The organism is Pseudomonas bharatica CSV86 (assembly GCF_000319305.2).
GTDB classification, from domain to species: domain Bacteria; phylum Pseudomonadota; class Gammaproteobacteria; order Pseudomonadales; family Pseudomonadaceae; genus Aquipseudomonas; species Aquipseudomonas bharatica.
In genome coordinates this window covers 790,536-815,552 of record NZ_AMWJ02000001.1, presented here as the reverse complement: position 1 = coordinate 815,552, position 25,017 = coordinate 790,536, and the positions used below count along the sequence as shown (strand labels likewise).

The following is a 25,017-nucleotide window of genomic DNA, read 5'->3' as shown; positions in this document are numbered from 1 at the left end:
CGCTGCAAGTGGCGCGCATTCTAGGGGGGCTTTTCAGGGTCGTCAACCCCAAATTAGAAATTTATTTAAATCAATGACTTCGGGCAGTTTTCAGACCTCCGCAAGGCCCGCGCCCTGTTGAATTGTCCGACGCTGCCGACAAAGAAAAAGCAGGGAATGAGTTGTCCAACTGTGACTCACGGCAAATTGCCATCAATCCCCGGCCGGCTTCTGCCAAACTGCTCTATCCGGGCAAATGGGAAGCCACTACACTCAATCGGTATACCTGACTGACGAGGCGTGAACGGTGACACCACTAATGATTACCCTGCTTATAGTGGCGGGTATCGCCTTACTGATCGTGATCGGCTATCTCAACAATGTGGTCGAGAACAACAAGCTGGAACGCGCGCGACTCAAGGTCGAGCTGGCCGACCGCTTGCGGCGCGTGGGCGAGATCACCGAAACCTTTCCCGGCCAGCTGATGACCCCGGCCCTCAAGCTGCTGCTGACCCGCCTCGAACTCAACCTCAACCAGCGCCAGTTGGCCCTGGACAAGAACAACGACGCCATTCGCACGCGTATCGGCGAACTGGATACGCTGATCGCCCAGGGCGAATCGCTCCCGGTAACCAACCCGCCTTCGCCGATCCAGACCGAAGCCAAGGCCAAGGACATCCGTTTCCTGCTGGAGGCGCTGCACAGCCAGGTAGTGCGCGCCTGCCAGGAAGGCTTCCTGGCTACCAACGAAGCCAAGTACTGGGTCAAGGAAATCCGCCACATCCTGGTGGTGCTGCATATCGAGTTCTTCAATAACCTCGGCCAGGCCGCGCTGCAGCAGAACCAGCCCGGGCATGCCCGCCTGGCCTTCGAGCGCGGCGTGCAGTACCTGCGCAAGCAACCGGAGCCCGCGCAATACCGGGAGCAGCTGGAATACATGGAAAAGATGCTGAACCGCGCCAATTCCATGGTCCTGGATACCATCGAACCGACCGCCGACGACACCAACGCCCTCACCGAGGGCTTGAAGACCGACGAAGAAGAGAACTGGAAGAAGAAAGTCATCTACGACTGATATCGTAGCTGTAGATTTCCGCTGTTGCTGATGGCCTCATCGCTGGCAAGCCAGCTCCCACAGGCACCGCAGGACACTGTGGGAGCTGCGGTGCGGCGGTCTGACTTGCCAGCGATGAGGCCATCAGCCCGGAATCAAATCTCGAGACTCAGCAATCCGTCGCCTGCAGGAAAATCTCCGCCAACCGCTCCAGCCCCGCCTGATCCTCCACGCCGAAACGCGCCAGCTTCGGACTGTCCAGGTCCAGCACACCAATCAGCCGACCGTCCTTGACCAGCGGAATCACCAGCTCGCTGTTGGACGCACTATCGCAGGCGATATGCCCGGGAAAGGCGTGCACGTCCTCGACCCGCTGGGTCTCCAGGCTTGCGGCTGCAGCGCCGCACACGCCACGCCCGAAGGCAATGCGCACACAGGCCACCTGGCCCTGGAACGGGCCCAGCACCAGTTCGCCATCCCGGTTCAGGTAGAACCCTGCCCAGTTCAGGTCATCGACCTGGTTGTACAGGAACGCGGAAAACTGCGCGGCATTGGCAATGAAGTCGCGCTCGCCGGAAAGCAAGGCTTCCAGCTGCGCCGCCAGCAGGGCGTAACCACCCAGTCCGGCGCCTGCCGCATTCAAATCGATCATTTGTGTTGCTCCAGCAGTTTGAGTCCGACCCAATAGCGGGCGAACTGATAGGCACAACGGCCATTACGGTTGCCGCGGCCGGTTGCCCAGCGGATCGCGGCCTTGTCCAGTTCTTCGTCGCGCTGCCAGACCAGGCCGGGGCCCTTGGCCAGCTGGCCTATCCAGTGCTCGACGACATTCAGGAAATGCTCCTGGCTGAACGGATAGAACGACAGCCACAGGCCGAAACGATCGGACAAGGCGATCTTGTCTTCCACCGCCTCGCTGGGATGCAGCTCGCCGTCGATCATCTTCCAGTTCTCGTTGTCGCTCTGCTTCTCCGGCACCAGGTGGCGGCGATTGGACGTGGCATACAACAGCACGTTGTCCGGCGCCTGTTCCAGGGAGCCGTCAAGTACGCTCTTGAGCACCCGGTAGTCGCCCTCCCCGGCTTCGAACGACAGGTCGTCGCAGAACAGCACGAAGCGCTGCGGCAGCCTTTGCAACTGTTCGACCACCCGCGGCAGGTCGGCGAGATGATCGCGCTCGATCTCGATCAGGCGCAGACCGGCGCCGGCATGTTCTGCCAGCAAGGCACGCACCAGCGACGACTTGCCGGTACCGCGCGAACCCCACAGCAGTGCATGGTTGGCCGGCATGCCATCGAGGAACTGCCGGGTGTTGCGTCCAAGCTGTTCACGTTGCTGATCGACACCGATCAGGTCGGACAGGCGGATGTCCAGGCTCACTTCCAGCGGCAGGAGAAAACCGCTGCGTCCATCGCGCTGCCAGCGCGCCGCCAGGCACAGGTTCCAGTCGATGTCCGGGCGCGGCATCGGCAACAAGGGTTCGAGACGCGCCAATACGGTTTCGGCACGTTCGAGAAACGCATTCAATCGGGAGTCCACGGGAATTCCTCGGTCAGATTCAGGCATTAACGAGCGAGCTGAATGTGTGACAGTACATGCCAGCAGCCGGGGTTGATCGGCTATGCTTGCGCAGCGCATGGAATGTGGAACTGGCTCGGGACCATGGATATCAAGTTCACCAATCGCCTGTCGTACAAGCAAGCCCGGCTGACCGTCCTCGTCGGCTTCATCCTGGGAACCTTGCTCAGTCTCATCCAGATAGGCATCGATTATGCCAGCGAAGACGCTTCCATCAACCGCGAGATGCAAGCGCTGCTGGATATCAGCCACAACACCGCCTCGCGCATCGCCTACAACATCGATGCCGAACTGGCCCAGGAGCTGACCCTCGGCCTGCTGCAATCCCCGGCCATCGTCCGTGCCCGGCTGGTCGACAACAACGATACCGTGCTCGCCGATATGCAGCGCCCCCGCGAGGAAAGCACCTACCGGGCCATCAGCGACTTCCTGTTCGGCAACAACCGCGAATTTCGCAACCGCCTGTATCTCAGCCATATGCCCGACGAGTACCTGGGCACCCTTTATATCGATGTCGATACCTTCGCCTTCGGCAGCCGCTTTCTCAAACGGGCGGAAGTCACCCTGCTCAACGGCTTCGTGCGCAGCCTGGTATTGACCGGGATTCTCCTGGCGCTGTTCTACATGATGCTGACCAAGCCGCTGGTGCGGGTGATCAGCGCCCTGAGCAACAGTGACCCGCGCAACGGCGCGCAAGGCAAGCTGCCCTTTCCCGTGGGCCACGAAGACGACGAAATCGGCGTGCTGGTCAGGGTTGCCAACCAGCAGTTCGTCACCATGGCCACCGAGATCCAGCAGCGGCGCAACGCGGAAAACCGCCTGACCGATTACCTCAACCAGCTGGAGAACATCGTTTCGGCGCGCACCAACGAACTCAAGGCCAGCAACAACCGCCTGAGCCAGTCCAACCTGGAACTGGAAGACGCCCGCCGCCGCGCCCTCGACATGGCCCAGGCCCGCGCCGCCTTCCTGGCCAACATGAGCCACGAGATCCGCACGCCGCTCAACGGCCTGCTGGGCATGATCGCGCTGTCGCTGGACAGCCCGCTGACCACCGAGCAGCGCCAGCAACTGTCGATTGCCCACGACTCTGGCAAGGTGCTGGTGGAGTTGCTCAACGATATCCTCGACCTGTCCAAGTTCGATGCTGGCCAGCTGGAACTGGAGCGGATTCCCTTCGACCTTGGCACGCTGGTGGAAGACACCGCCAACCTGCTGTCGCAGAACACCGCGCCGAACGTCGAGCTGACCTGCCTGATCGATCCCGGATTCCCCTCGATGGTGCTGGGCGACCCGACCCGGGTCAGGCAGATTGTCAGCAACCTGCTATCCAATGCCCTCAAGTTCACCCGCTTCGGTCGGGTCGACGTGCGCCTGAGCACGCAAAGCGGCGGCGTGCGCATCGATGTCTGCGATACCGGCATCGGCATCGCCCCGGAAGCCCAGAGCCGTATCTTCCAGCCTTTCACCCAGGCCGGCGCTGGTATCACCCGGCAATACGGCGGCACCGGCCTCGGCCTGACCCTGACCAACAACCTCTGCGAGGCCATGCAAGGGCGCTTGAGCATCAGCTCCGAAACAGGCTTCGGCAGCCAGTTCAGCGCCGAGCTGCCATTGCCCGGCCATACCGCGGCGGTCGTGCCGGAACCGCTGCACGGCCAGGTGGTCGCCATCAGCAACGCCAAAAGCGGCCTGGCCGAGCTGCTGCAAACCTTGCTGCCTCACTGGGGCCTGCACTATCGGCGCCTGGATTCGCTGGACGATCTTGGCGGCGAAACCCCAGACCTGCTGATTACCGATGACCTGGACTGCGTTCTGACCCTGCGTCCGGCGAGCAAGGCCCCGATCCTGCTGGTTACCGCCTACGGCAACTTTCTTCCCGGCGAGCAGGCCGCGAGCCTGGCTCCGCTGCAACAACAGGCCAGGCCACTGGCTCGCAGCGCGCTGTACCAGGCCTTGCGCCGGGTACTGACGCGGGCGGACGAAGGCGTCCAGGTCAAGCAACCCGACCAACCGAAAAATGTGTCGCGGGGGCGGATCCTGCTGGTGGAGGACAACCCGGTCAACCAACTGGTAGCCAAGGGCATGCTGGCCAAGCTGGGCTGCGAAACGAGCGTCGCCGCCCACGGTGCCGAAGCCCTGGAGCAACTGGAGAACGAGCAGTTCGACCTGGTCCTGATGGACTGCAACATGCCAGTAATGGACGGCTACGAGGCCAGCCGCCGCATTCGTCAGAGCGGGCGCTGGCCGAACCTGCCGATCGTCGCCCTGACGGCCAACGCCATGCCCGAGGAGCGCGAGCGGTGCCGCGCTGCGGGTATGAACGATTATCTGGCCAAGCCGTTCCGGCGCGAGGAGCTGGAGGCCATGATCGACCACTGGGCCCCGCCACAGATCACTTGAGCAGCGCCTCGATGCTGGCGTTCAAGGCTTCGGGCTTGGTAGTAGGGGCATAACGGCTGACGGTGCCGGTCTTCGGGTCGAGGAGGAACTTGGTGAAGTTCCACTTGATGCCCTGGGAGCCCAGCAGGCCGGGCGCGCGCTTTTTCAATTCGACGAACAGCGGGTGAGCGCCCGGGCCGTTGACATCGACCTTGCGAAACAGCGGGAAGCTGACGCCGAAGTTCAGCTCGCAGAACTGCGAGATCGCCCGCTCATCCCCCGGTTCCTGCTTGCCGAACTGGTTGCAGGGGAACCCGAGCACCACCAGGCCGCGCTCGCGGTAGTCTTGCCAGAGCTTTTCCAGCCCCTTGTACTGCGGGGTGAAACCGCACTGGCTGGCGGTATTGACGATCAGCACGGCCTTGGCCGGAAAGTCCGCCAGGGTCTTCTGTTCGCCCTTGATGGTGGTGCAGGGGATGTCCAGCAAAGCCATATGACGCTCCTTTCATGCAAGGCGCCGTTCAGCGCGGTTCCAGTTCCAGGCACACGGAATTGATGCAGTAACGCAGTCCGGTCGGCGGCGGGCCATCCGGGAATACATGCCCCAGGTGCGCGTCGCAGCGCGAACAGGTGACTTCGGTACGGATCATGCCATGGGAGGTGTCGCGGATTTCGATCATCGCGCTGTCCTCGATCGGCTCGTAGAAGCTCGGCCAGCCGCAGCCGGAGTCGAACTTGGCGCGCGAGTCGAACAGCGGCGCGTTGCAGCAGATGCAATGGTAGATGCCATCGGTCTTCGTCGAGTTGTACTTTCCGCTGAACGGGCGTTCGGTGCCCTTCAGGCGACACACCTGGTACTGCGCGGGGTCGAGCATCGCGCGCCATTCTTCAAGGGTTTTCTCGATCTTTTCCATGGGCAGGCCTCGTCAAATAAAAAGCCCGTGCTGCTTCTTTTCGCCGGCACGGGCGAGACGTATCATTGCGCCTCAATTCAGGCAACAGTCTGGCACCCGGATTACCCGCATTTCAAACCTTTTCATGGCGCGGCAGGGTTTGTACGAACGCTGTTTTCGTACAAGGGCCAGGCGGCGATCTTTTCTTATCGGGATCACATCATGCAGGTCAGCAAATCGAACAAGCTCGCCAATGTCTGCTATGACATTCGCGGCCCGGTGCTCAAGCACGCCAAGCGCCTGGAGGAGGAAGGCCATCGCATCCTCAAGCTGAACATCGGCAACCCGGCACCCTTTGGTTTCGAAGCGCCGGAAGAAATTCTCCAGGACGTGATCCGCAACCTGCCGACCGCCCAGGGCTACAGCGACTCCAAGGGCCTGTTCAGCGCGCGCAAGGCCGTGATGCAGTACTGCCAGCAGAAACAGATCGAAGGCGTCGGCATCGAGGACATCTACCTCGGCAACGGCGTGTCCGAACTGATCGTGATGTCGATGCAGGCCCTGCTCAACAACGGTGACGAAGTGCTGATCCCGGCCCCGGACTACCCGCTGTGGACCGCCGCGGTGAGCCTGGCCGGCGGTCGCCCGGTGCATTACCTGTGCGACGAGGGCGCCGACTGGTTCCCTGACCTGGAAGACATTAAGGCGAAGATCACCCCGAACACCAAGGCCCTGGTGATCATCAACCCGAACAACCCGACCGGCGCCGTGTATTCGCGCGAAGTCCTGCTGGGCATGCTCGAACTGGCCCGCCAGCACAACCTGGTGGTGTTCTCCGACGAGATCTACGACAAGATCCTCTACGACGAAGCGGTCCATGTGAGCACTGCGTCCCTCGCTCCGGACCTGCTGTGCCTGACGTTCAACGGCCTGTCCAAGTCCTACCGGGTCGCCGGTTTCCGCTCGGGCTGGCTGATCATTTCCGGGCCCAAGCAACACGCCCAGAGCTATATCGAAGGCCTGGACATCCTCGCCAACATGCGCCTGTGCGCCAACGTGCCCTCCCAGCACGCAATCCAGACCGCACTTGGCGGCTATCAGAGCATCAACGACCTGGTCCTGCCGCCGGGCCGCCTGCTGGAGCAGCGCAACCGCACCTGGGAACTGCTCAATGACATTCCGGGCGTCAGCTGCGTCAAGCCCATGGGCGCGCTCTACGCCTTCCCGCGGATCGACCCGAAGGTCTGCCCGATCTTCAACGACGAGAAATTCGTGCTCGACCTGCTGCTCTCGGAAAAACTGCTGGTCGTCCAGGGTACCGCCTTCAACTGGCCGAGCCCGGATCACTTCCGCGTGGTGACCCTGCCACGGGTCGATGATCTTGAGCAGGCCATCGGGCGCATCGGAAATTTCCTGAAGTCCTACCGGCAGTAACCTACAGTCATACCTGTGTGGGAAAGACGCAGGTATCGACCCTCCCCACGTCAGAATTTTCGCCCCGCGGCTCTGAGCCGCGGGTTGGGTCGGTGTACCTGGCTGTCAGACACGTACACAGTTTGAAATAGTCCCCCAGTTGAATCGCCACCAAGCGCACCTTATATAGCCGCATACGCTACATATCTATCCGTCTGGAGAACGTAACAACCATGATGCGCATTTTGCTGTTCGTAGCCACCAACCTCGCGGTCGTGCTGGTTGCCAGCATCACCCTGAGCCTGTTCGGCTTCAACGGGATCATGGCGGCCAACGGCGTCGACCTGAAGCTCGACTCGTTGCTGGTGTTCTGTGCCGTGTTCGGCTTTGCCGGCTCGCTGATCTCGCTGTTCATCTCCAAGTGGATGGCGAAGATGAGCACCGGTACACAGATCATCAGCCAGCCGCGTACCCGCCACGAGCAATGGCTGCTGCAAACCGTCGAGGAGCTGTCCCGCAATGCCGGCATCAAGATGCCGGAAGTGGGTATCTTCCCGGCCTACGAGGCCAACGCCTTCGCCACCGGCTGGAACCGCAACGATGCCCTGGTCGCGGTCAGCCAGGGCCTGCTGGAGCGCTTCTCGCCCGATGAAGTGCGTGCCGTACTGGCCCACGAGATAGGCCACGTCGCCAACGGCGACATGGTTACCCTGGCGCTGATCCAGGGCGTGGTGAACACCTTCGTGATGTTCTTTGCGCGGATCTTCGGCAACTTCGTCGACAAGGTGATCTTCAAGAACGAAGAGGGCCAGGGAATCGCCTACTACATCGCGACCATCATCGCCGAGCTGGTCCTGGGCATCCTCGCCAGCATCATCGTCATGTGGTTCTCGCGCAAACGCGAATACCGCGCCGACGACGCCGGCGCCCGCCTGGCTGGTACCGGAGCGATGATCAGCGCCCTGCAGCGCCTGCGCTCGGAGCAAGGCGTACCGGTACAGATGCCGAGCACCCTGAATGCGTTCGGCATCAACGGCGGCCTGAAGCAGGGCCTGGCAGGCCTGCTGATGAGCCACCCACCGCTGGAAGACCGCATCGAAGCACTGCGTCGCCGCGGTTGATCGACGCCAGTAACAGGAAAGCCCGCTTAGGCGGGCTTTTTTGTGGAACATCGCGCCCCCCTGTGGGAGCTGGCTTGCCAGCGATTGCGGTGGTGAATTCACTATTGCAATCGCGGGTGAACCCGCTCCCACAGGGTCCGCTTACTCAGCTCCTCAAGGTGTAGGCCCGCTCCAGCAGGCTACCGACGCCCGCCTGCACGAACTTCCAGCTCTCACCAAGGATGTCCTGCACCGCCTCCTCGCTGACCAGCCAGCGCCCGGCAAACAATGCCCGGACCTCGTCATCGGCCACCGAGAACGGCGGGCCGTCCAGCTTCGACTGGTCATATTCCATCGTCACCAGCACACCCCGACAGCCCTTGGGCAGGATCGCACCCAAGTGCGCCACATAGCGCTGGCGCATCTCCGGCGGCAAGGCAATCAGCGCCGCACGGTCATACAGCCCCACGCAATCAGCCACATCCTCGGCCGTCAGTTCGAAGAAATCCCCGCACCAGATCTCCACGCCTTCACTGCGATAGCAACTGAAGGCCCCGTGCTGGTACCGCTCAGGTTGCAACTGCTGTTCGACAAAGAAGTCCTCCACCGCGCGCTGCGACAACTCCACCCCCAGCACCCGCAGCCCCTGCCCCGCCAGCCAGGCCAGGTCCAGGCTCTTGCCGCACAGGGGCACCAGCACCCGGCTGCCCGCGTCGATCGCCAGCGTTGGCCAATATCGCGCCAAGTAGGGGTTGACCTGGTCCTGATGGAATCCGATCTGATTGCGCTCCCAGCGCTTGTGCCAAAAATCCGCTTGCATGATGACTCCAGGATTTCGATCAAATAATGCGAAAACTTATATTGGAATTAGATCAATGATCTAGCTGAAGATGGTAGCCATCATACCCTTCAGGACGTTTGCGATGCTCCCAAGCCTGTTCATTTCCCATGGATCCCCCATGCTCGCCCTGGAACCCGGCGAAAGCGGCCCGGCCCTGGCGCGCCTGGCGGCCAGCCTGCCACGGCCGAAAGCCATCATCGTGGTTTCGGCGCACTGGGAAAGCCACGACCTGTGGGTCGCCAGCGCTGCGCGGCTAGCCACCTGGCATGACTTCGGTGGCTTCCCGCCCGCACTGTTCGCCGTGCAGTACCCGGCGCCCGGCGAGCCGCTGCTGGCCGAGCGGGTCGCCGGTCTGCTGAAGGACGCAGGCATGCCGGCCGGGCTCGATGGCAAACGACCTTTCGATCACGGCGCCTGGGTGCCGCTGTCCCTGATGTATCCGCAGGCCGATATCCCGGTCGTGCAGGTGTCATTGCCGAGCCTGCGCGGTCCGGCCTTCCAGGAAAAAGTCGGGCGCGCCCTCGCCTCGCTGCGGGCTGAAGGTATCCTGCTGATCGGCTCCGGCAGCATCACCCATAACCTGGGCGAGCTGGACTGGCGCGCAACCGATAATGGTTCGACACCCTGGGCACTGGCGTTTCGTGACTGGATGGTGGAGAAGCTCGCGGCCGATGATGGCGATGCGTTGCTGGATTACCGCAAGCAGGCGCCGTTTGCGGCACGCAATCATCCGAGCGATGAGCATCTGTTGCCGCTGTACTTCGCCCGGGGCGCCGGGAAGCGGTTCGGGATCGAGCACCAGGGGTTTACCCTTGGGGCGCTGGGGATGGATATCTACAGGTTCGACTGAAGCTTTGCTGTGTTTCTGATGGCCTCATCGCTGGCAAGCCAGCTCCCACAGGGATCCGTGTGCACCGCTGCTGACAGGCAAAAAAATCCCCGAACCAGTCGGGGATTTTTCATTCAGCCGAGGATCAATCCTCGCGATAACGGCGCAGTTTCAGCTGCTTGCCGGCAACGCGGGTGTCCTTGAGCTTGGCCAGCAGGCGATCCAGACCTTCTTCCGGCAGCTCGACCAGGCTGAAGCTGTCGCGCACCTGGATGCGGCCGATGGCTTCGCGGGCCAGGCCGCCTTCGTTGAGGATGGCACCCAGCAGGTTCTTCGCGGCGATACCGTCACGCGCGCCCAGCGCGGTACGGCAACGGGCACGGCCTTCGCCCAGCGGCATCGGCGCACGACGCTCGCGCTCACCGCTACGCTCGGAACGCTCGCCACCGGTACGCTCACGCGGGGTGTAGCTCGGAACCAGCGGTTGCTCCTTCTCAACGGCTTCCAGGGTCAGGGCCTGACCATTGGTGGCCTTGCGCAGCAGCGCAGCGGCCAGGGCCCGCGGGCTGCAACCGATATCGGCGGTCAGGCGGTCCAGCAGGTCGCCATGGGTCGCTTCGGCATCGGCAACCAGCGGCGCCAGGCTGTTGGTCAGTTTCTTGATGCGCGCATCGAGGACGGCCTGGGCGTTCGGCAGGCGAACCTCGGCAACCTTCTGACCGGTCACACGCTCGATCACCTGCAGCATGCGGCGCTCGCGCGGGGTAACCAGCAGCAGCGCACGGCCTTCACGACCGGCACGGCCGGTACGGCCGATACGGTGCACGTAGGACTCTGGGTCGTACGGCATGTCTACGTTGAACACGTGGGTGATGCGCGGAACGTCCAGGCCACGGGCAGCGACGTCGGTAGCGACGACGATGTCCAGGCGACCGTCCTTGAGCGAGTCGATCACGCGCTCACGCTGGTTCTGGGCGATGTCGCCGTTCAGCGCGGCAGCCTTGTAGCCCTTGGCTTCCAGGGCGCTGGCCAGGTCCAGGGTGGCCTGCTTGGTACGCACGAAGGCGATCAGCGCGTCGAACTCTTCCACTTCCAGCAGACGCAGGACAGCGGAAACCTTCTGGTCGGCGTGGACCATCAGGTGTGCCTGCTCGATGGCGGTCACGGTCTGGGTCTTGCTCTGGATCTTGACGTGCTTCGGCTCACGCAGGTGGCGCTCGGCGATGGCACGGATCGAGGCTGGCAGGGTAGCCGAGAACAGAACGGTCTGGCGGCTTTCCGGCATGGCCTTGAAGATCACTTCGAGGTCGTCCATGAAGCCCAGCTTGAGCATTTCATCGGCTTCGTCGAGAACCAGGTGGTTCACGGTGGCCAGGACCTTCTCGTCACGACGCAGGTGGTCGCACAGACGGCCAGGAGTCGCCACGACGATCTGCGCGCCGTTGCGGATGGCTTTCAGTTGTGGGCCCATCGGGGCACCACCGTATACGGCTACCACGGTCACGCCCGGCATCTGCTTGGCGTAGGTTTCGAATGCGGTAGCGACTTGCAGCGCCAACTCACGGGTTGGCGCCAGGATCAGGGCTTGCGGCTCGCGCTTGCTCGGGTCGATGCGGTTCAGGATGGGCAGGGCAAAGGCGGCGGTTTTACCGGTACCGGTCTGCGCCTGACCGATCATGTCATGACCGGCGAGAATGATCGGGATCGATTGTTGCTGAATGGCGGACGGCTCTTCGTAGCCGGTAGCCAGAACGGCAGCAACAATACTTGGATGAAGATCGAGAGCGGCGAAGCCGCCGGTTTCCTGGGTCATGGGTCTGCCTCTAAGTGCATCCGCAAAGACCCATGCTCCAAAGCTGCGCATGCCTTGTAAGACCCGAGGGTCACCCTGGCAGCTTTGTCGGCGGGGATTTGCGAAAACGATTGAAGATAAAGAAAAGAACGTCCAGGAAGCGTCCGCTATGCGGACATGCAGCGAAGTTGACTTCGCAGAGCACTGCCTTGAACGAGGTCCGTTGAAAGACCGGCGCGCACTATACCTGAATTCGTTCGTTCGGTGAGAGGTTTTTTTCGGAAAACGACAGGCGCGAACCTTGAAACGACGCGCTTGAGGTACTTCGGCCTGCCTTGCCTGGATTTTCCGCTGAAACGTTTTACTCAGGTCGCCGGCCTGATCGCCTCGATCAGGTAGTGCAACGAGTACCCCAGGCGCGGCGCCAGGGCCTCGGCACGCGCGCGCAGCCCGGTGGTGTCGAGGGTCTGGTCGAGGTCGGCCGGCACCAGCAGGATCACGTTGCCCTCCTTCACCGGCAGTTCCCAGTAATGCCGCGAATACAGTCCGCGCAGCAACGCCGCGCCCAATGGCCGGCCATCATCGCCGGCCCACTGGTTGATCACCAGCCAGCCGCCGGGATTCAGGCGTTTCTGGCACGCTTCGAGGAAGCCCCAGGCGAGATGGCCTACGCCCGGGCCGTGATCGGTATACAGGTCGACGAAGATCAGGTCGGCCGGCTCGGCGCTGGGCAGCAGCTCGAGTGCATCACCGACCCGGATATACAGGCGCGGATCATCGTCCAGCCCGAGGTATTCGATAGCCAGGCGCGGTACGTCCGGGCGCAGTTCGATGGCTTCGACGTCATCCAGCGGCAGGAACTTCAGGCAAGCCTGGGTCAGGGTCCCGGCGCCAAGGCCGAGGAACAGCGCACTTTCAGGCAGCTCATGGCATAGCGCCCCGACCAGCATGGCGCGGGTGTAGTCATACTCCAGCCAGCTGGGATCGGCGGTGAATACGCAGCTCTGCTCGATGGCCTCGCCGAACTCGAGAAAACGGTAGTCCTCGACCTCGTACACGCTGATGGTGCCAAACTGATCGTGCACCTGCGCCAGCAGACGCTCTTCGCGCTCTGTCATGCTGTCTCCCGGCAACCCTGGGTGCCTCGAAAAGCCGGCATTGTCCGTCAATGCGTGCAGTGCAACAAGGCGTGTGCCGGGTGATAGCATGGCGGGCATGCGTCTTCGCCTCAGCCAATAACCAACAGAGCCTGTGATGAGCCAACCCTGGAGTCCCGAAAGCTGGCGCGCCCTGCCGATCCAGCAGCAACCCGTCTACCCCGATGCCGCCCACCTGCTGAAGGTCGAGCAGACCCTGGCCAGCTATCCGCCGCTGGTCTTCGCCGGCGAAGCCCGCGAACTGCGTCGCCAGTTCGCCGAGGTGACCCAGGGCCGCGCCTTCCTGCTCCAGGGCGGTGATTGCGCGGAAAGCTTCGCCGAGTTCTCGGCGGCGAAGATCCGCGACACCTTCAAGGTCCTGCTGCAGATGGCGATCGTCATGACCTTCGCCGCCGGCTGCCCGGTGGTGAAGGTCGGGCGCATGGCCGGGCAGTTCGCCAAGCCGCGCTCTGCCGGCGATGAAACCATCAATGGCGTCACCCTGCCCGCCTACCGCGGCGACATCGTCAACGGCATCGGTTTCGACGAGAAAAGCCGCGTGCCCGACCCGGAGCGCCTGTTGCAGTCCTATCACCAGGCGACTGCCACCCTGAACCTGCTGCGCGCGTTCGCCCAGGGCGGTTTCGCCGACCTGCACCAGGTGCACAAGTGGAACCTGGACTTCATCGCCAACTCGGCACTCGCCGAAAAATACAGCCAGTTGGCCGACCGCATCGACGAGACCCTGGCCTTCATGCGCGCCTGCGGCCTGGACAGCGCACCACAACTGCGCGAGACCAGTTTCTTCACAGCCCACGAGGCGCTGCTGCTCAACTACGAACAAGCCTTCGTACGCCAGGACAGCCTGACCGGCGACTGGTTCGACTGCTCGGCACACATGCTCTGGATCGGCGACCGCACCCGCCAGCTGGACGGCGCCCATGTCGAGTTCCTGCGCGGGGTGAACAACCCGATCGGGGTCAAGGTCGGCCCGAGCATGAACACCGAGGAACTGATCCGCCTGATCGATATCCTCAACCCGGCCAACGACCCGGGGCGCCTCAACCTGATCGTGCGCATGGGTGCGGAGAAGGTCGGTGATCACCTGCCGGGGCTGATTCGCAGCGTCGAGCGCGAAGGCCGCCAGGTGCTGTGGAGCTCGGACCCGATGCACGGCAACACCATCAAGGCCAGCAGCGGCTACAAGACCCGGGATTTCGCGCAGATCCTCAGCGAGGTGAAGCAGTTCTTCCAGGTGCACCAGGCCGAGGGGACCCATGCGGGCGGGATCCATATCGAAATGACCGGGCAGAATGTCACCGAGTGCATCGGCGGGGCACGGCCGATCACCGAGGATGCGCTGTCGGACCGGTATCACACGCATTGTGACCCGCGGATGAATGCCGATCAGTCGCTGGAGCTGGCGTTCCTGGTTGCAGAAACATTGAAACAGGTTCGCCGCTGATCATCTGCTTCCGGCAGATTTCGATTCCAACGCCGACCCTGTGGGAGCTGGCTTGCCAGCGATGAGGCCAGATCTCATCGCTGGCAAGCCAGCTCCCACAGGGTTTTGTGTTGCTCCCTGAAATCAGAGCTAGATCTTGAACCCAAGCATCAGCGCGCAGATCACCAGGAACCCGCAGAACAGCGAGCGCAACATCTTCTCCGGCATGGCATGGGCCAGCTTCACGCCCCAGCTGATGCTAAGCAGGCCGCCCACTGCCAACGGAATACCCATGGACCATTCCACATGCTGGTGGAAGCCATAGGTCGCCAGGGTTACCGCGGTGCTCGGCAGGGCCAGGGCCAGCGACAAGCCCTGGGCCACGACCTGGGTAGTGCCGAACACACTGGTCAGCACAGGCGTCGCCACAACCGCGCCACCTACGCCGAACAAACCGCCCATTACCCGGAGAAACTGCCGAGCACGCCCAGCCACGGCCAGGGATGGCGCAACTCGCTGGAAGGCTGCGCCGTCTTCATGAACATCCGCAGCACATTCCACGCCGCCAGGGCGACAAGAAACGCGACGAAGCCGATACGCATCGCCCGCGCATCCACGCCTACCGCCCACAGGGAACCCAGCCAGGCAAACACGAAACCGGCCGCCGCCAGCGGCACCGCATGCCGCGCCTCGATGCGGTTGCGCTGGTGATAACGCCACAGCGCCAGCATCACATTGGGCACAACCATCACCAACGCCGTGCCCTGGGCCAACTGCTGGTCCAGGCCAAACAGCACCCCCAGCGCCGGGATGGCGATCAAGCCACCACCGATACCGAACAGACCACCCACGGTGCCCAGGACCGCGCCCAGGACGATGTACATCAACCACTCGATCATGCCGGCCTCACCCACTGTTTGATGGCAAGCATGCTACCGATCTGCGGCTAGCGGGGAAACGCACAGCAGCGCACAATGGCTTTGCCACTTTCGCATAAGCAAACCCATCGCCATGAACCCCGACGCCCTCACCGAGCAGTTCAAGTTGTTCCTCGACGTTCTCGAAACCGGCAGTTTTTCCGCCGCTTCCCGACGTCATCCCCTGACCCCCTCGGCGGTAGCACGGCGTATCGACAATCTGGAAAGTGCCGTGGGCAGCCGCCTGTTCGTACGCAGCACCCATGCAGTGCGCCCCACCCCGGCGGGCAATGCCTTTGCCGAGCGGGCCCGGCGTATCGTCGAGGAATTGCGCCTGGCCCGGGCCGAGGCCGTCTCCCTGAGCAATGCCCCCGAGGGCCTGATCCGTATAGACGCGCCGGCGGCCTTCGGGCGCCGCCACCTGGCGCCGGCCATCGCCGATTTCCTGGTCGCCTATCCTGGGCTCGATGTGCAATTGCGCCTGATCGACAGCTTCGTCGATATGCAGGGTGCTCATCTCGGCGAGGTAGACCTGGTATTGCGCGCCGGCCCCCTGGCCGACACCCGCCTGGTGGCGACGCCACTGGCCTACATGGTGCGCATCGCCTGCGCCAGCCCGGCCTACCTGCGCCAGCGCGGTTTGCCGGCCAGCCCCGCCGAGCTGCCCGAACATGATGGCCTGGACTGGGACGGCCTTGCTCCGCCCTTCGCCTGGCGCTTCGAAGTGGACGGACAGATGCGCCTGCTGCGCCCATCACGCATGCGCATGACCGCCAACAATGCCGAGACCCTTCTATTCGGCGCCCTGGCCGGCCTCGGCATCGCCCATCTGCCGACCTGGCTGATCAGCGAATACCTGCTGCGTGGCGAACTGTTGCCGCTGTTTTGCGAAAACGGCCTGCCTGCCGCCGAAACCAGCGGCGTCTACGCGCTGCGCCTCGAACATGAAACGAACTCTCGCAGCCGTTTGCTTCTCCAATTCCTCAAGAGCCGTTTCAGCCCGGTGCCGCCCTGGGATCTTGCGCTACAGAGCGAACTGAGCTGGCATTCGCGCTAAAAACTTGCGTGCTAATATTCAAGAGCCTGACGAATAAAAGGATCTGCATGAACGCCGATACCCCAGCTCCCGAACGCTGTGACGAACTGCTCCTCGACAACCAGGTGTGCTTCGCCCTGCATTCAACATCACTGCTGATGACCAAGGTGTACAAACCCTTGCTCCAGGCACTTGGCCTGACCTATCCGCAGTATCTGGCGATGCTCGTGCTGTGGGAACAGGATGCCTTGACCGTAGGCGAAATCAGCCATCGCCTGCTGACCGATCCCGGCTCCCTTACCCCACTGCTCAAACGCCTCGAAGCCGAAGGCCTGCTCAAGCGCACCCGCAGCCGTGAAGACGAACGGGTAGTGATCGTCGAACTGACAGACGCCGGACGGGAGCTGCAACAGCAGGCACGCCGGGTCCCGCATTGCATCCTCGGTGCCAGCGGCCAGTCGATGGAGCAACTGCAACAACTGCAAGCGCAACTGCTGGAACTGCGCGAGCAATTGCAAAAGAACCTTTAAACGGCTCTGCGACGGGGCTTTCGACTTCGCTGTCAGCCCCCGCTGCAGAGGCTGCAGAGAAAAATTCGAAAATTTATCTTGCGCACTAAATATTTGTGAACTAAATTTATCCCCGTACCCAGCCGGCGCCCCAAACGCCAAACACTTATCAAGGTTCGAGGATCTCCCCATGAAAGCGCTCTACACCGCAACCGTAACCTCCACCGGTGGCCGCGACGGCCGTGCCCTCTCCAGCGACGGCATCCTTGACGTGAAACTGGCCACGCCGAAGGAGCTCGGTGGTGCTGGCGGTGCGGCAACCAACCCGGAGCAGCTGTTCGCCGCCGGCTACTCGGCGTGCTTCATCGGTGCGCTGAAATTCGTTGCTGCCCAGGGCAAGCGCCAGTTGCCCGGCGAAACCGCGATCACCGCGCAGGTCGGCATCGGCCAGATCGAAGGCGGCTTCGGCCTCGATATCGACCTGCGCATCAGCCTGCCGGGCCTCGAGCAAGCCGACGCCCAGGCCCTGGTAGACGCGGCGCACAAGGTCTGTCCCTACTCCAACGCCACCCGTGGCAACGTCGATGTGCGCCTGCATGTGAGCGTCTGATTTTCCACAGGCACAAAAAAACCCGGCCAAGGCCGGGTTTTTCGTGGACGCCAGGAAGATTACTTCTTGGAGCGGCCTTTGAAGCTGTTGTCGCGAGTGTCGATATCGATCCACTCGTCGATCTGGATGAAGTCGGCAACCTGGATCTCGGTACCGTTCTTCAGTTTGGCAGGCTTCATGACCTTGCCGGAGGTGTCGCCACGGGCAGCGTTTTCGGTGTAGACAACCTGACGGCTGATGGTGGTCGGCAGCTCTACGGAAACCAGGCGGCCTTCGAAGAAGACGGCTTCGCAGATGTCTTCCATGCCTTCTTCGATGTACGGCAGAACGGCGTCGATGTCTTCGGCGTTCAGCTCGTACATGGTGTAGTCGGTGGTGTCCATGAAGGTGTAGGTGTCACCGCTGATGAACGACAGGGTCGCTTCTTTGCGATCCAGGATCACGTCGTCCAGCTTGTCGTCCGCACCGTAGACGGTTTCGGTCTTGTAGCCGGTCAGCAGGTTCTTCAGCTTGGTCTTCATGATCGCGCTGTTACGGCCCGACTTGGTGAACTCGGCTTTCTGGACCAGCCACGGGTCGTTGTCGATACGCAGTACGGTACCGGGTTTCAGCTCTTTACCAGTTTTCATTACAAAGTATCCGAATCTGGATGGATTTATAAAAATCGAGGCCGCGTATCATATCCAATTTCGGTAAAACTGCACCAGCGCCTTGGCAAGGTCCGGCCGGGCGGCCTGTTCCGCGCACCAATGACGGGCGTGCAACGCCAGTTCATCCCAGTGCGGCAACATCTGCTTCCATGCCAGGCCCATGTCCCGGTCCATGTTCCAGGCTCGCCACAGCTCCACCAGAGCCGCCGCAGCGCTGGATTCAAGGCCCTGGGTATAGCGATCGAGAAAGGCTTCGAGTTTTTCCCAGTGGGCATACTCTTCCTGCACATAGATGTGCCAGAGCAGCGGCTGGCCGGCCCATTGCGCACGAACGAAGGAGTCTTCGCCACGTACTGCATTGAAATCGCAGCTCCACAGCAGCCGGTCGTAATCGTCCTGGCGGACGAAAGGCAGGATCTGCACGGTCAGGGCACCGCGCCTGTGGGTATCTCCGACGGCAAGGTTATCCACAGCCAGCCAGGTTTTCACATCACCCAGGATTCGCCCTTCCGGTACCAGCACGTGGTTGGGCCTGGCGTCCTCGGCGAGGGCATCGAACCAGTTGGCCAATCCGCCATTCTCGTAGGCAAACAGCGAAATCAACCGGGCATCGGGCTGAAGGGTAATACCCATGTCGCGCAGAAACACCTCTCGGTCGAACGCTTCGCGCCTTTCCAGCAAATCGCCCTCGCGCAGCAAGCCACCGGTGCGCTCGGTAAACCCGGGGAAGAAGAACACCTTGCGCAACCCGTTCGGCTGCGGCGATGGAAGGCCGTGACAACCTTCCACCCAGTCTTCGGCGCTGAGGTAGTCCAGGTTCAGCCATAGCACCGGGCTGGCGCGCTGCGTCATGGCCTCGATATAGGCCGGCGGCAACTGGCAGGCGAAAGCCCCGATCACCACATCGGCCACCTCCTCCACGTGCCACTGCGCTTCCCAGCGGCGTACCTCGACCCCTTCGCAGACCTGGCACAGGGCCTCGACATCCGCCTCCGGATACAGGCGCACGAAGGCTTTGGGCTCATCCACCCAAAGCCGCACCGCCAGTCCATGTTCGGCAACCAATTGCCGGGCCAGGCGCCAGGTCACACCGATATCACCGTAGTTGTCGACGACGCAGCAGAAGATGTCCCAGGTCGGTTTCATGGCAGGTCCTCTTGCACCGCGAACGAATAATCGTCGATTGTCCGGATTATCGGCTCCAGACAAAAGATCCATCGTGCGACAATCCCGTCCCTTTCCTGGCCAGGAGGCTTTCATGTCCTACCGAACCCGTCCGCGTTCATTCAAGGTTTCTGCCAAAATCCTGCCGCTGGCGCTGGGTGTCGCCCTTGGCCTGTGGCTGGGCTTCATCGCTATCGGCCTGACCCTCTGGGGTGTCTGGCAGTTCGTGCCGCAAGTGCGCGAACCGGTGGCCTCGGTGATCAGCCAGCCGCTCACTGCCCCGGCCCCGGCACAGCCACCGGCCGCTCGCTATCCGGGCGCCCAGGAGCAATCGCCGGAACAGAACCGGATGTTCGAGCAATACCAACAGGCCTTGCAGACCCGACAGGTCGAGGACGCCTTCGACAGCGCCGAGAAAAACCCACGCAACCTTTCCAATCCCAGATGCCAGTTCTGGCTGCAACAGAACCGCACTGCACCTACCGAGAAAAGCCGGGCCAATGTTCTTGAATTCTGCCGCTGAACCCGACAAGCGAACGCTGTTGAACGCCATCGTCGAGCGTCTGGACGTCGACCTGGACATGATCCGGCGCGCCGCCCAGACCGCCTACGAAGCCGCTACTGCGGAAGAGAACATCGCCGAGAACAAATACGACACCCTCAGCCTGGAAGCCTCCTATCTGGCGACCGGACAAGCCCGGCGCATGGAAGAGATCCGTCAGGCGCGCTCGGCCTATCAACAGCTGAGCTTGCGCGATTACGACGCGCAACGCGGCATCCAGGTGAGCAACCTGGTGTTGCTGGAGGATCAGGACGGGCGCCGGCAATGGCTGTTTCTCGGCCCCGAGGCAGCGGGGCTGAAGATTGGCGAAGGGGATGGGTTGGTGACGGTGATTACCCCGCGGTCGCCGTTGGGGCAGCAGCTTCTGGGCAAGCTTGAAGAGGATGAACTGGATCTGGCGGTGGGTAATGGGCGGCAGGCATTGGTCATTATTTCCGTGAAATAGAGTTGCTCTTTCGGGCCTCATCGCTGGCTTGCCAGCGATGAGGCCCGAAAGAGCATCTTGAATTCTGCCTCAGCTCAACGCATCGAACCGCCCCGCCAACCCCTGCACCACAAACTGCTCCATCAGGAAATCCACGAACACCCGGGTCTTCCCCGGCAGCAACCTGTGCTGCGCGTAGTACAACGAAATATTGCCGTCATCCACATACCAGTCCGGCAGCACCCGCAGCAGGCTGCCGCGCTGCAGATACGGCACGGCAAACGGCATGCTCACCAGTGCCACACCCAAGCCCTGCTCCGCCGCCGCGCAGGCCGCTTCGGAATCGCTCATGGTCATGCGCTGGCGCAGGCTCAACGGACTCTGCTCCTGCCAGCGGCTGGTCAACGGCCATGAGCGCACCCGTCCGGTCTGCGGCGAGCGGATCAGGATACCGTCGGCCCTGGCCAGATCCTCCGGCGTGCGTACTTCACCGCAGTTGTCGAGGTACTCCGCCGAGGCCACCAGGATCCGGTGTGCCGGCGCCAGCTTCCTCGCCACTACCCCGGGTGGCAGGTCGAAACCGCCGCCGATGGCCGCATCGAAACCCTGCGCAATCAGGTCCACCTGACGATTATCGAAGTGCCAGTCAGGCGTGATCGCCGGATAGCGCCGCAGGAAATCGCCCAGCATCGGCAGGATATACAGCCGCCCGAACACCGTGCCCATGCTCACCTTCAAGGTCCCCGCCGGTTGCCCTTCAGCGCTTGCCAGGTTGGTTACGGCGTGCTGGATGGTCTGGAAGCTGTCACGCACCTCGGCAAGAAAACGCTGGCCGGCTTCGGTCAGGGTCAGGCTTCGGGTACTACGCTGGAACAACCGCACGCCCAGGCGCGCTTCCAGCCCGGCGACATTCTTGCCCACGGCCGCAGGCGTCAGGCTCAGGCGTCGCGCGGCTTCGGCAAAGCTGCCGACTTCGGCACTGCGGATAAAACACTCGATGCTGGTGAAGGTTTCCATCGGAGATTCCATACCAAGGGTTTATTCAGACTATAGCGATTACCGGCTTATCGAGTGGTAATCACAGGCAGATACTCGGTTCCATTCACAAGGCATCCGGCCTTGTTCCTTCGGAGCATCAAGCATGTCGACCCAACACAACCTCAGCGGCAAAGTGGCATTGGTCCAGGGCGGCTCGCGCGGCATCGGCGCGGCCATCGTCAAACGCCTGGCCGAACAGGGTGCCGCAGTGGCCTTCACCTACGTCAGTTCACAGGACGTCGCCGAACAACTGCAGAACGAGATCCGTCAGGGTGGCGGCAAGGCCCTGGCGCTGAAAGCCGACAGCGCTGACGCCGCCGCCGTGCAGCAAGCGGTGGACCTGGCCGCCGGGCACTTCGGTCGACTCGATATCCTGGTCAACAATGCCGGGGTCCTGGCGCTTGGCGATGTCGCCGAGTTCAGCCTGGAGGATTTCGATCGCACGCTCGCGGTCAACGTGCGCAGCGTCTTCGTCGCTACCCAGGCCGCGCTTCGGCATATGGGCCAGGGCGGGCGGATCATCAATATCGGCAGCACCAATGCCGAGCGCATGCCGTTTTCCGGCGGCGCAACCTACGCGATGAGCAAATCGGCACTGGTCGGGCTGACCCGCGGCCTGGCACGCGACCTTGGCCCGCGTGGCATCACCATCAACAATGTGCAGCCCGGCCCGGTAGACACCGACATGAACCCGGCCGACAGCGAGTTCGCCGACACCCTGATAGGGTTGATGGCGATCGGGCGCTACGGTCATGTCGAGGAAATCGCCGGTTTCGTCGCCTACCTGGCGGGCCCGGAAGCGGCCTATATCACCGGCGCCAGCCTGACCATCGACGGCGGTTTCGCCGCCTGACCTTCACCGCGCCGCCAGATGCCGTTCCAGCAAGCGGATAAAGGCACTGGCGGCCGGGGTCGGGGTTTTCGACCAGATGGCATACACATGACGCACCGGCGCATCGCTGACCGGCAGTACCTTCACGCGCTGGAACCCGGCGGCCACCCGCTCTGCCACAAGCCCCAGGGCGAGCCCGCGCTGGACAAACTTCTCGATCAGGTTGGTGGTCCCCACCTCGAACTGCACGCGGTGACGCAAGCCGGCGGCGGTAAAGGCTTCGTCGGTCTGCCGCCGTGCACCGGTGCCGGCCTGGAAGTCCACCAGCGGCTGGTCCTCCAGTTGCGCCAGTGACAAGCAACTGTGGATAACCAAGCGATGCTCCAGCGGCAGCACTGCCACCAGCTCCTCCCTGGCCAGCAGGCGATGCTCGACCCCGTCCAGCGATTCCCCCGGCCAGACACCGATGAACGCCACATCCAGGCGCCGCTCGCGGACATCGCCGATCATCAGCTCGCTCTTGCCCATCAGCCAGCGGATATCCACCTTCGGGTACTCACGGTGAAAGCCGGCCAGCAGATCGACCAGGTCCAGTTCCGTCAGCGAGCTGATCTCACCGATGGACAAGCGCCCGCGCACTTCTCCGGTAGCGGCGGCCACCTCGTCGGCAATCCGCCGCGCCGCATCCAGGGCAATGCGAGCATTAGGCACGAAGGCCTCGCCGGCCGGGGTCAGCCGGACCCGGCGCGAACTGCGCTCGAACAACCGGGTGCCGAGCAGTTCCTCCAGTTTGGCGATCTGATGGCTAAGCGCCGATTGCACTACGTGACAACGCTCGGCGGCGCCAGTGAAGCTGCCGGTTTCGGCAACAGCCAAGGCGTATTCGATCTGCTTCAGATTCATTTATCCATCTGCTTTCGAGATTGATCCGATGACAACTATGCATTGGCGTCATGCTAGTGCATTTCCCATACTGACGGCTCTTGAAAGGAGGCCCCATGAGTTCCACACCCGTCCTGAGTCGCGCCCTGATTCTGCTGATGGCCACCGCCACCGGCCTGGCGGTGGCCAGCAACTATTACGCCCAGCCCTTGCTGCACAGCATTGCCGAACACTTCGGCCTGAGCACCGCCAGCGCCGGCTGCATCGTCATCGCCGCCCAGCTCAGCTATGGCGCCGGCCTGTTCCTCCTGGCGCCGCTGGGTGATTTGTTCGAGCAGCGCCGCCTGATCGTCAGCATGATCAGCATTGCCACCATCGGCCTGTTGATCAGCGCCTTTTCCCCAAGCCTGCCGTGGCTGCTGCTGGGCACCACGCTCACCGGCCTGTTTTCGGTGGTGGCCCAGGTACTGGTGCCGATGGCCGCCGGACTCAGCGAGCCGAGCGAACGCGGCCGGGTGGTCGGCACCCTGATGGGCGGTCTGCTGCTGGGCATTCTTCTGGCACGCACCGCCGCCGGCTTTATGGCCACCCTCGGTGACTGGCGCAGCATCTATATGCTCGCCGCCGCACTCATGGCCCTCAGCGCCATTGCCCTGTATCGCGCCCTGCCGCAACGTCAGCAGCATGCCGGCCTGGCCTATCCGGCGCTGATCGGCTCGGTGTTCCGGTTGTTCGCCGAAGAGCCGGTACTGCGTCTTCGCTCATTGCTCGGGGCAATTTCCTTCTGCCTGTTCGCCCTGTTCTGGACGCCCCTGGCGTTCCTGCTGAAGGCCGAGCCTTACCAGTATTCCGATGGTGTGATCGGACTGTTCGGCCTGGCCGGTGCCGCCGGTGCCTTGGCTGCCAACTGGGGCGGACGCCTGGCCGATAAAGGCAAGGGCGCGCAAGGCACGACCGTCGGCCTGCTGGTGCAGTTGCTGTCCTGGGTGCCCTTGGCTTTCGCCCCGACCTCGCTGGCTGCATTGCTGGCCGGTGTACTGTTGCTCGACCTGGCGGTGCAATTGGTCCACGTCAGCAACCAGAACGCGGTAATCGCCCTGCGCCCGGAAGCGCGCAACCGCCTTAACGCCGGCTATATCACCTGCTATTTCATCGGTGGCGCCAGCGGTTCGCTGCTGGGTACCCAGTTGTTCCAGGCCTGGGGCTGGAATGGCATCGTTATCGCCGGGCTGGGGATCGGTGTCGTCGGCCTGCTGGTGTGGTGGCTGGGGGCAACAAAGTTATGCAGGTCAGAACTGTCTGACGGACGCCCTACCCTCCGTCGCCTCGCAATTGACTTGGGGGTATCCGGAGGGCTGAGTAAGCGCTGGTCAACAAGCCCTCTCAAACCTGGATTACCCCCATGACAAGACTCACGGTTCAATCCGGCGATTTCTTGCAAGGTGAAGGCGAGTACCGCAATGGATCGCTCACACTCAAGACCGCCGCGAGCCCTTCACCGGGCGAAAAAATCGCGCTCTCGCGCATCAAGGAAATGAAGGTCGCCAATCAGGAAACCAGCCGCAACCTGGGCAGCGCCCTTGGCTGGGGCTTCGCCGGTTGCCTGATGGCCGGCCCGCTGGGACTGCTCGCCGGGCTCTGGCTGGGCAGCAAGGACGAGGAAATCACCTTCCTTGCCACCTTCAAGGATGGCCGCAAGCTACTGGCGGTGACCGATGGCAAGACCTGGTCGAAGCTGGACGGCAACTGGCGCCGCCGCATGCAGCCGCGGCAGCTATCGAACTCCTGAGCCCGCATCCTGCCACACCGCTCATCCTCTGCAATGACATGGCAAATCGGGGCACCGCAACGCGGTTGCCCCTGCTAAGATTGCGCCCGCGCCAGCACGCCCTGGCGCAGTGCCATCCCCCTCGCCCGTGCCTTCCTCTCGCCGTACCGGGTCTTCAGCCACC

General features: G+C 62.7%; 24 protein-coding genes and 2 pseudogenes. 14 read left to right on the top strand and 12 right to left on the bottom strand.

Features of this window, described 5'->3' with window-relative positions; translation table 11 throughout:
- Positions 1–286: 286 nt before the first annotated feature.
- Positions 287–1,054, top strand: coding sequence for a hypothetical protein (locus CSV86_RS03800; RefSeq protein WP_037059958.1), 768 nt, complete (start codon positions 287–289; stop codon positions 1,052–1,054).
- Positions 1,055–1,202: 148 nt separating this feature from the next.
- On the opposite strand, the gene msrC is transcribed toward CSV86_RS03800, so the two are convergent.
- Together msrC and CSV86_RS03790 are read right to left on the bottom strand one after the other, a co-directional pair.
- Positions 1,203–1,685 carry a free L-methionine (R)-S-oxide reductase MsrC gene (gene msrC / locus CSV86_RS03795; RefSeq protein ID WP_009398347.1) on the bottom strand — a complete coding sequence of 161 codons (483 nt, stop codon included), beginning with the start codon at positions 1,683–1,685 and terminating at the stop codon, positions 1,203–1,205.
- Complete coding sequence (locus tag CSV86_RS03790) at positions 1,682–2,572, bottom strand: ATP-binding protein (protein WP_009398346.1); 891 nt, start codon at positions 2,570–2,572, stop codon at positions 1,682–1,684. The genes msrC and CSV86_RS03790 overlap by 4 nt, the downstream gene beginning before the upstream one ends.
- A gap of 123 nt (positions 2,573–2,695) precedes the next feature.
- Here CSV86_RS03790 and CSV86_RS03785 point away from each other — a divergent pair, with 123 nt between their 5' ends.
- Entirely contained in the window at positions 2,696–5,014 is a 2,319-nt protein-coding gene (locus tag CSV86_RS03785; RefSeq protein ID WP_009398345.1) for a hybrid sensor histidine kinase/response regulator, read from the top strand.
- Here CSV86_RS03785 and CSV86_RS03780 read toward each other — a convergent pair.
- Both CSV86_RS03780 and msrB read right to left on the bottom strand, forming a co-directional pair.
- Positions 5,007–5,486, bottom strand: a complete 480-nt coding sequence (locus tag CSV86_RS03780; protein ID WP_009398344.1) for a glutathione peroxidase — start codon at positions 5,484–5,486, stop codon at positions 5,007–5,009. The two genes, CSV86_RS03785 and CSV86_RS03780, sit on opposite strands and share 8 nt — an antisense overlap.
- A gap of 28 nt (positions 5,487–5,514) precedes the next feature.
- Positions 5,515–5,907: a peptide-methionine (R)-S-oxide reductase MsrB gene (gene msrB / locus CSV86_RS03775; protein WP_009398343.1), complete on the bottom strand. Its 393-nt coding sequence runs from the start codon at positions 5,905–5,907 to the stop codon at positions 5,515–5,517.
- 201 nt (positions 5,908–6,108) lie between these two features.
- Between msrB and CSV86_RS03770 the strand changes: the two genes are divergently transcribed.
- Both CSV86_RS03770 and htpX read left to right on the top strand, forming a co-directional pair.
- Positions 6,109–7,320, top strand: coding sequence for a pyridoxal phosphate-dependent aminotransferase (locus CSV86_RS03770; protein WP_009398342.1), 1,212 nt, complete (start codon positions 6,109–6,111; stop codon positions 7,318–7,320).
- Between the two features lie 212 nt (positions 7,321–7,532).
- Entirely contained in the window at positions 7,533–8,420 is an 888-nt protein-coding gene (htpX, locus tag CSV86_RS03765; protein ID WP_009398340.1) for a protease HtpX, read from the top strand.
- Positions 8,421–8,565: 145 nt separating this feature from the next.
- Here the strand turns inward: htpX and CSV86_RS03760 are convergent, their stop codons facing one another.
- Complete coding sequence (locus CSV86_RS03760; protein WP_009398339.1) at positions 8,566–9,219, bottom strand: thiopurine S-methyltransferase; 654 nt, start codon at positions 9,217–9,219, stop codon at positions 8,566–8,568.
- Between the two features lie 103 nt (positions 9,220–9,322).
- Between CSV86_RS03760 and CSV86_RS03755 the strand changes: the two genes are divergently transcribed.
- The gene (locus CSV86_RS03755; RefSeq protein ID WP_037059955.1) at positions 9,323–10,090 is read left to right on the top strand and encodes a DODA-type extradiol aromatic ring-opening family dioxygenase; all 768 of its coding nucleotides are present in this window, start codon (positions 9,323–9,325) and stop codon (positions 10,088–10,090) included.
- 124 nt (positions 10,091–10,214) lie between these two features.
- Here the strand turns inward: CSV86_RS03755 and CSV86_RS03750 are convergent, their stop codons facing one another.
- The gene (locus tag CSV86_RS03750) at positions 10,215–11,882 is read right to left on the bottom strand and encodes a DEAD/DEAH box helicase (RefSeq protein ID WP_009398337.1); all 1,668 of its coding nucleotides are present in this window, start codon (positions 11,880–11,882) and stop codon (positions 10,215–10,217) included.
- A gap of 344 nt (positions 11,883–12,226) precedes the next feature.
- Entirely contained in the window at positions 12,227–12,979 is a 753-nt protein-coding gene (locus tag CSV86_RS03745) for a spermidine synthase (protein WP_009398336.1), read from the bottom strand.
- Positions 12,980–13,115: 136 nt separating this feature from the next.
- Between CSV86_RS03745 and CSV86_RS03740 the strand changes: the two genes are divergently transcribed.
- Positions 13,116–14,462, top strand: a complete 1,347-nt coding sequence (locus CSV86_RS03740; protein WP_009398335.1) for a class II 3-deoxy-7-phosphoheptulonate synthase — start codon at positions 13,116–13,118, stop codon at positions 14,460–14,462.
- Between the two features lie 129 nt (positions 14,463–14,591).
- Here CSV86_RS03740 and CSV86_RS03735 read toward each other — a convergent pair.
- A pseudogene (locus CSV86_RS03735) lies at positions 14,592–15,340 on the bottom strand (sulfite exporter TauE/SafE family protein).
- A gap of 112 nt (positions 15,341–15,452) precedes the next feature.
- On the opposite strand from CSV86_RS03735, the gene CSV86_RS03730 reads away from it, so the two are divergent.
- The 3 genes from CSV86_RS03730 to CSV86_RS03720 all read left to right on the top strand — a co-directional run bounded on the left by CSV86_RS03730 (position 15,453) and on the right by CSV86_RS03720 (position 17,513).
- Positions 15,453–16,415 carry a LysR family transcriptional regulator gene (locus tag CSV86_RS03730; RefSeq protein ID WP_009398333.1) on the top strand — a complete coding sequence of 321 codons (963 nt, stop codon included), beginning with the start codon at positions 15,453–15,455 and terminating at the stop codon, positions 16,413–16,415.
- Positions 16,416–16,462: 47 nt separating this feature from the next.
- Positions 16,463–16,924, top strand: a complete 462-nt coding sequence (locus tag CSV86_RS03725) for a MarR family winged helix-turn-helix transcriptional regulator (RefSeq protein WP_037062174.1) — start codon at positions 16,463–16,465, stop codon at positions 16,922–16,924.
- Positions 16,925–17,093: 169 nt separating this feature from the next.
- Entirely contained in the window at positions 17,094–17,513 is a 420-nt protein-coding gene (locus tag CSV86_RS03720) for an organic hydroperoxide resistance protein (RefSeq protein ID WP_009406581.1), read from the top strand.
- Positions 17,514–17,572: 59 nt separating this feature from the next.
- Here CSV86_RS03720 and efp read toward each other — a convergent pair whose 3' ends face one another.
- On the bottom strand, positions 17,573–18,142 hold the full coding sequence (efp, locus tag CSV86_RS03715; protein WP_009406582.1) for an elongation factor P: 570 nt from the start codon (positions 18,140–18,142) through the stop codon (positions 17,573–17,575).
- Positions 18,143–18,190: 48 nt separating this feature from the next.
- Positions 18,191–19,309: an elongation factor P maturation arginine rhamnosyltransferase EarP gene (gene earP, locus CSV86_RS03710; RefSeq protein ID WP_009406583.1), complete on the bottom strand. Its 1,119-nt coding sequence runs from the start codon at positions 19,307–19,309 to the stop codon at positions 18,191–18,193.
- 112 nt (positions 19,310–19,421) lie between these two features.
- Here earP and CSV86_RS03705 point away from each other — a divergent pair, with 112 nt between their 5' ends.
- Positions 19,422–19,850: a hypothetical protein gene (locus CSV86_RS03705; protein WP_009406584.1), complete on the top strand. Its 429-nt coding sequence runs from the start codon at positions 19,422–19,424 to the stop codon at positions 19,848–19,850.
- Positions 19,828–20,334: a GreA/GreB family elongation factor gene (locus tag CSV86_RS03700; RefSeq protein ID WP_037062172.1), complete on the top strand. Its 507-nt coding sequence runs from the start codon at positions 19,828–19,830 to the stop codon at positions 20,332–20,334. Before CSV86_RS03705 ends, CSV86_RS03700 begins: the two co-directional genes overlap by 23 nt.
- 69 nt (positions 20,335–20,403) lie before the next feature.
- Here the strand turns inward: CSV86_RS03700 and CSV86_RS03695 are convergent, their stop codons facing one another.
- Complete coding sequence (locus CSV86_RS03695; protein WP_009406586.1) at positions 20,404–21,330, bottom strand: LysR family transcriptional regulator; 927 nt, start codon at positions 21,328–21,330, stop codon at positions 20,404–20,406.
- A 124-nt stretch (positions 21,331–21,454) separates the two neighbouring features.
- On the opposite strand from CSV86_RS03695, the gene CSV86_RS03690 reads away from it, so the two are divergent.
- Positions 21,455–22,204, top strand: coding sequence for a 3-oxoacyl-ACP reductase family protein (locus CSV86_RS03690; protein WP_009406587.1), 750 nt, complete (start codon positions 21,455–21,457; stop codon positions 22,202–22,204).
- A 3-nt stretch (positions 22,205–22,207) separates the two neighbouring features.
- Here the strand turns inward: CSV86_RS03690 and CSV86_RS03685 are convergent, their stop codons facing one another.
- On the bottom strand, positions 22,208–23,086 hold the full coding sequence (locus tag CSV86_RS03685; protein ID WP_009406588.1) for a LysR family transcriptional regulator: 879 nt from the start codon (positions 23,084–23,086) through the stop codon (positions 22,208–22,210).
- Between the two features lie 95 nt (positions 23,087–23,181).
- Between CSV86_RS03685 and CSV86_RS03680 the strand changes: the two are divergent.
- Positions 23,182–24,327: pseudogene (locus tag CSV86_RS03680) on the top strand (MFS transporter); the annotation flags it as partial.
- Between the two features lie 140 nt (positions 24,328–24,467).
- Positions 24,468–24,854 carry a hypothetical protein gene (locus CSV86_RS03675; RefSeq protein WP_009406749.1) on the top strand — a complete coding sequence of 129 codons (387 nt, stop codon included), beginning with the start codon at positions 24,468–24,470 and terminating at the stop codon, positions 24,852–24,854.
- Positions 24,855–25,017: the final 163 nt, after the last annotated feature.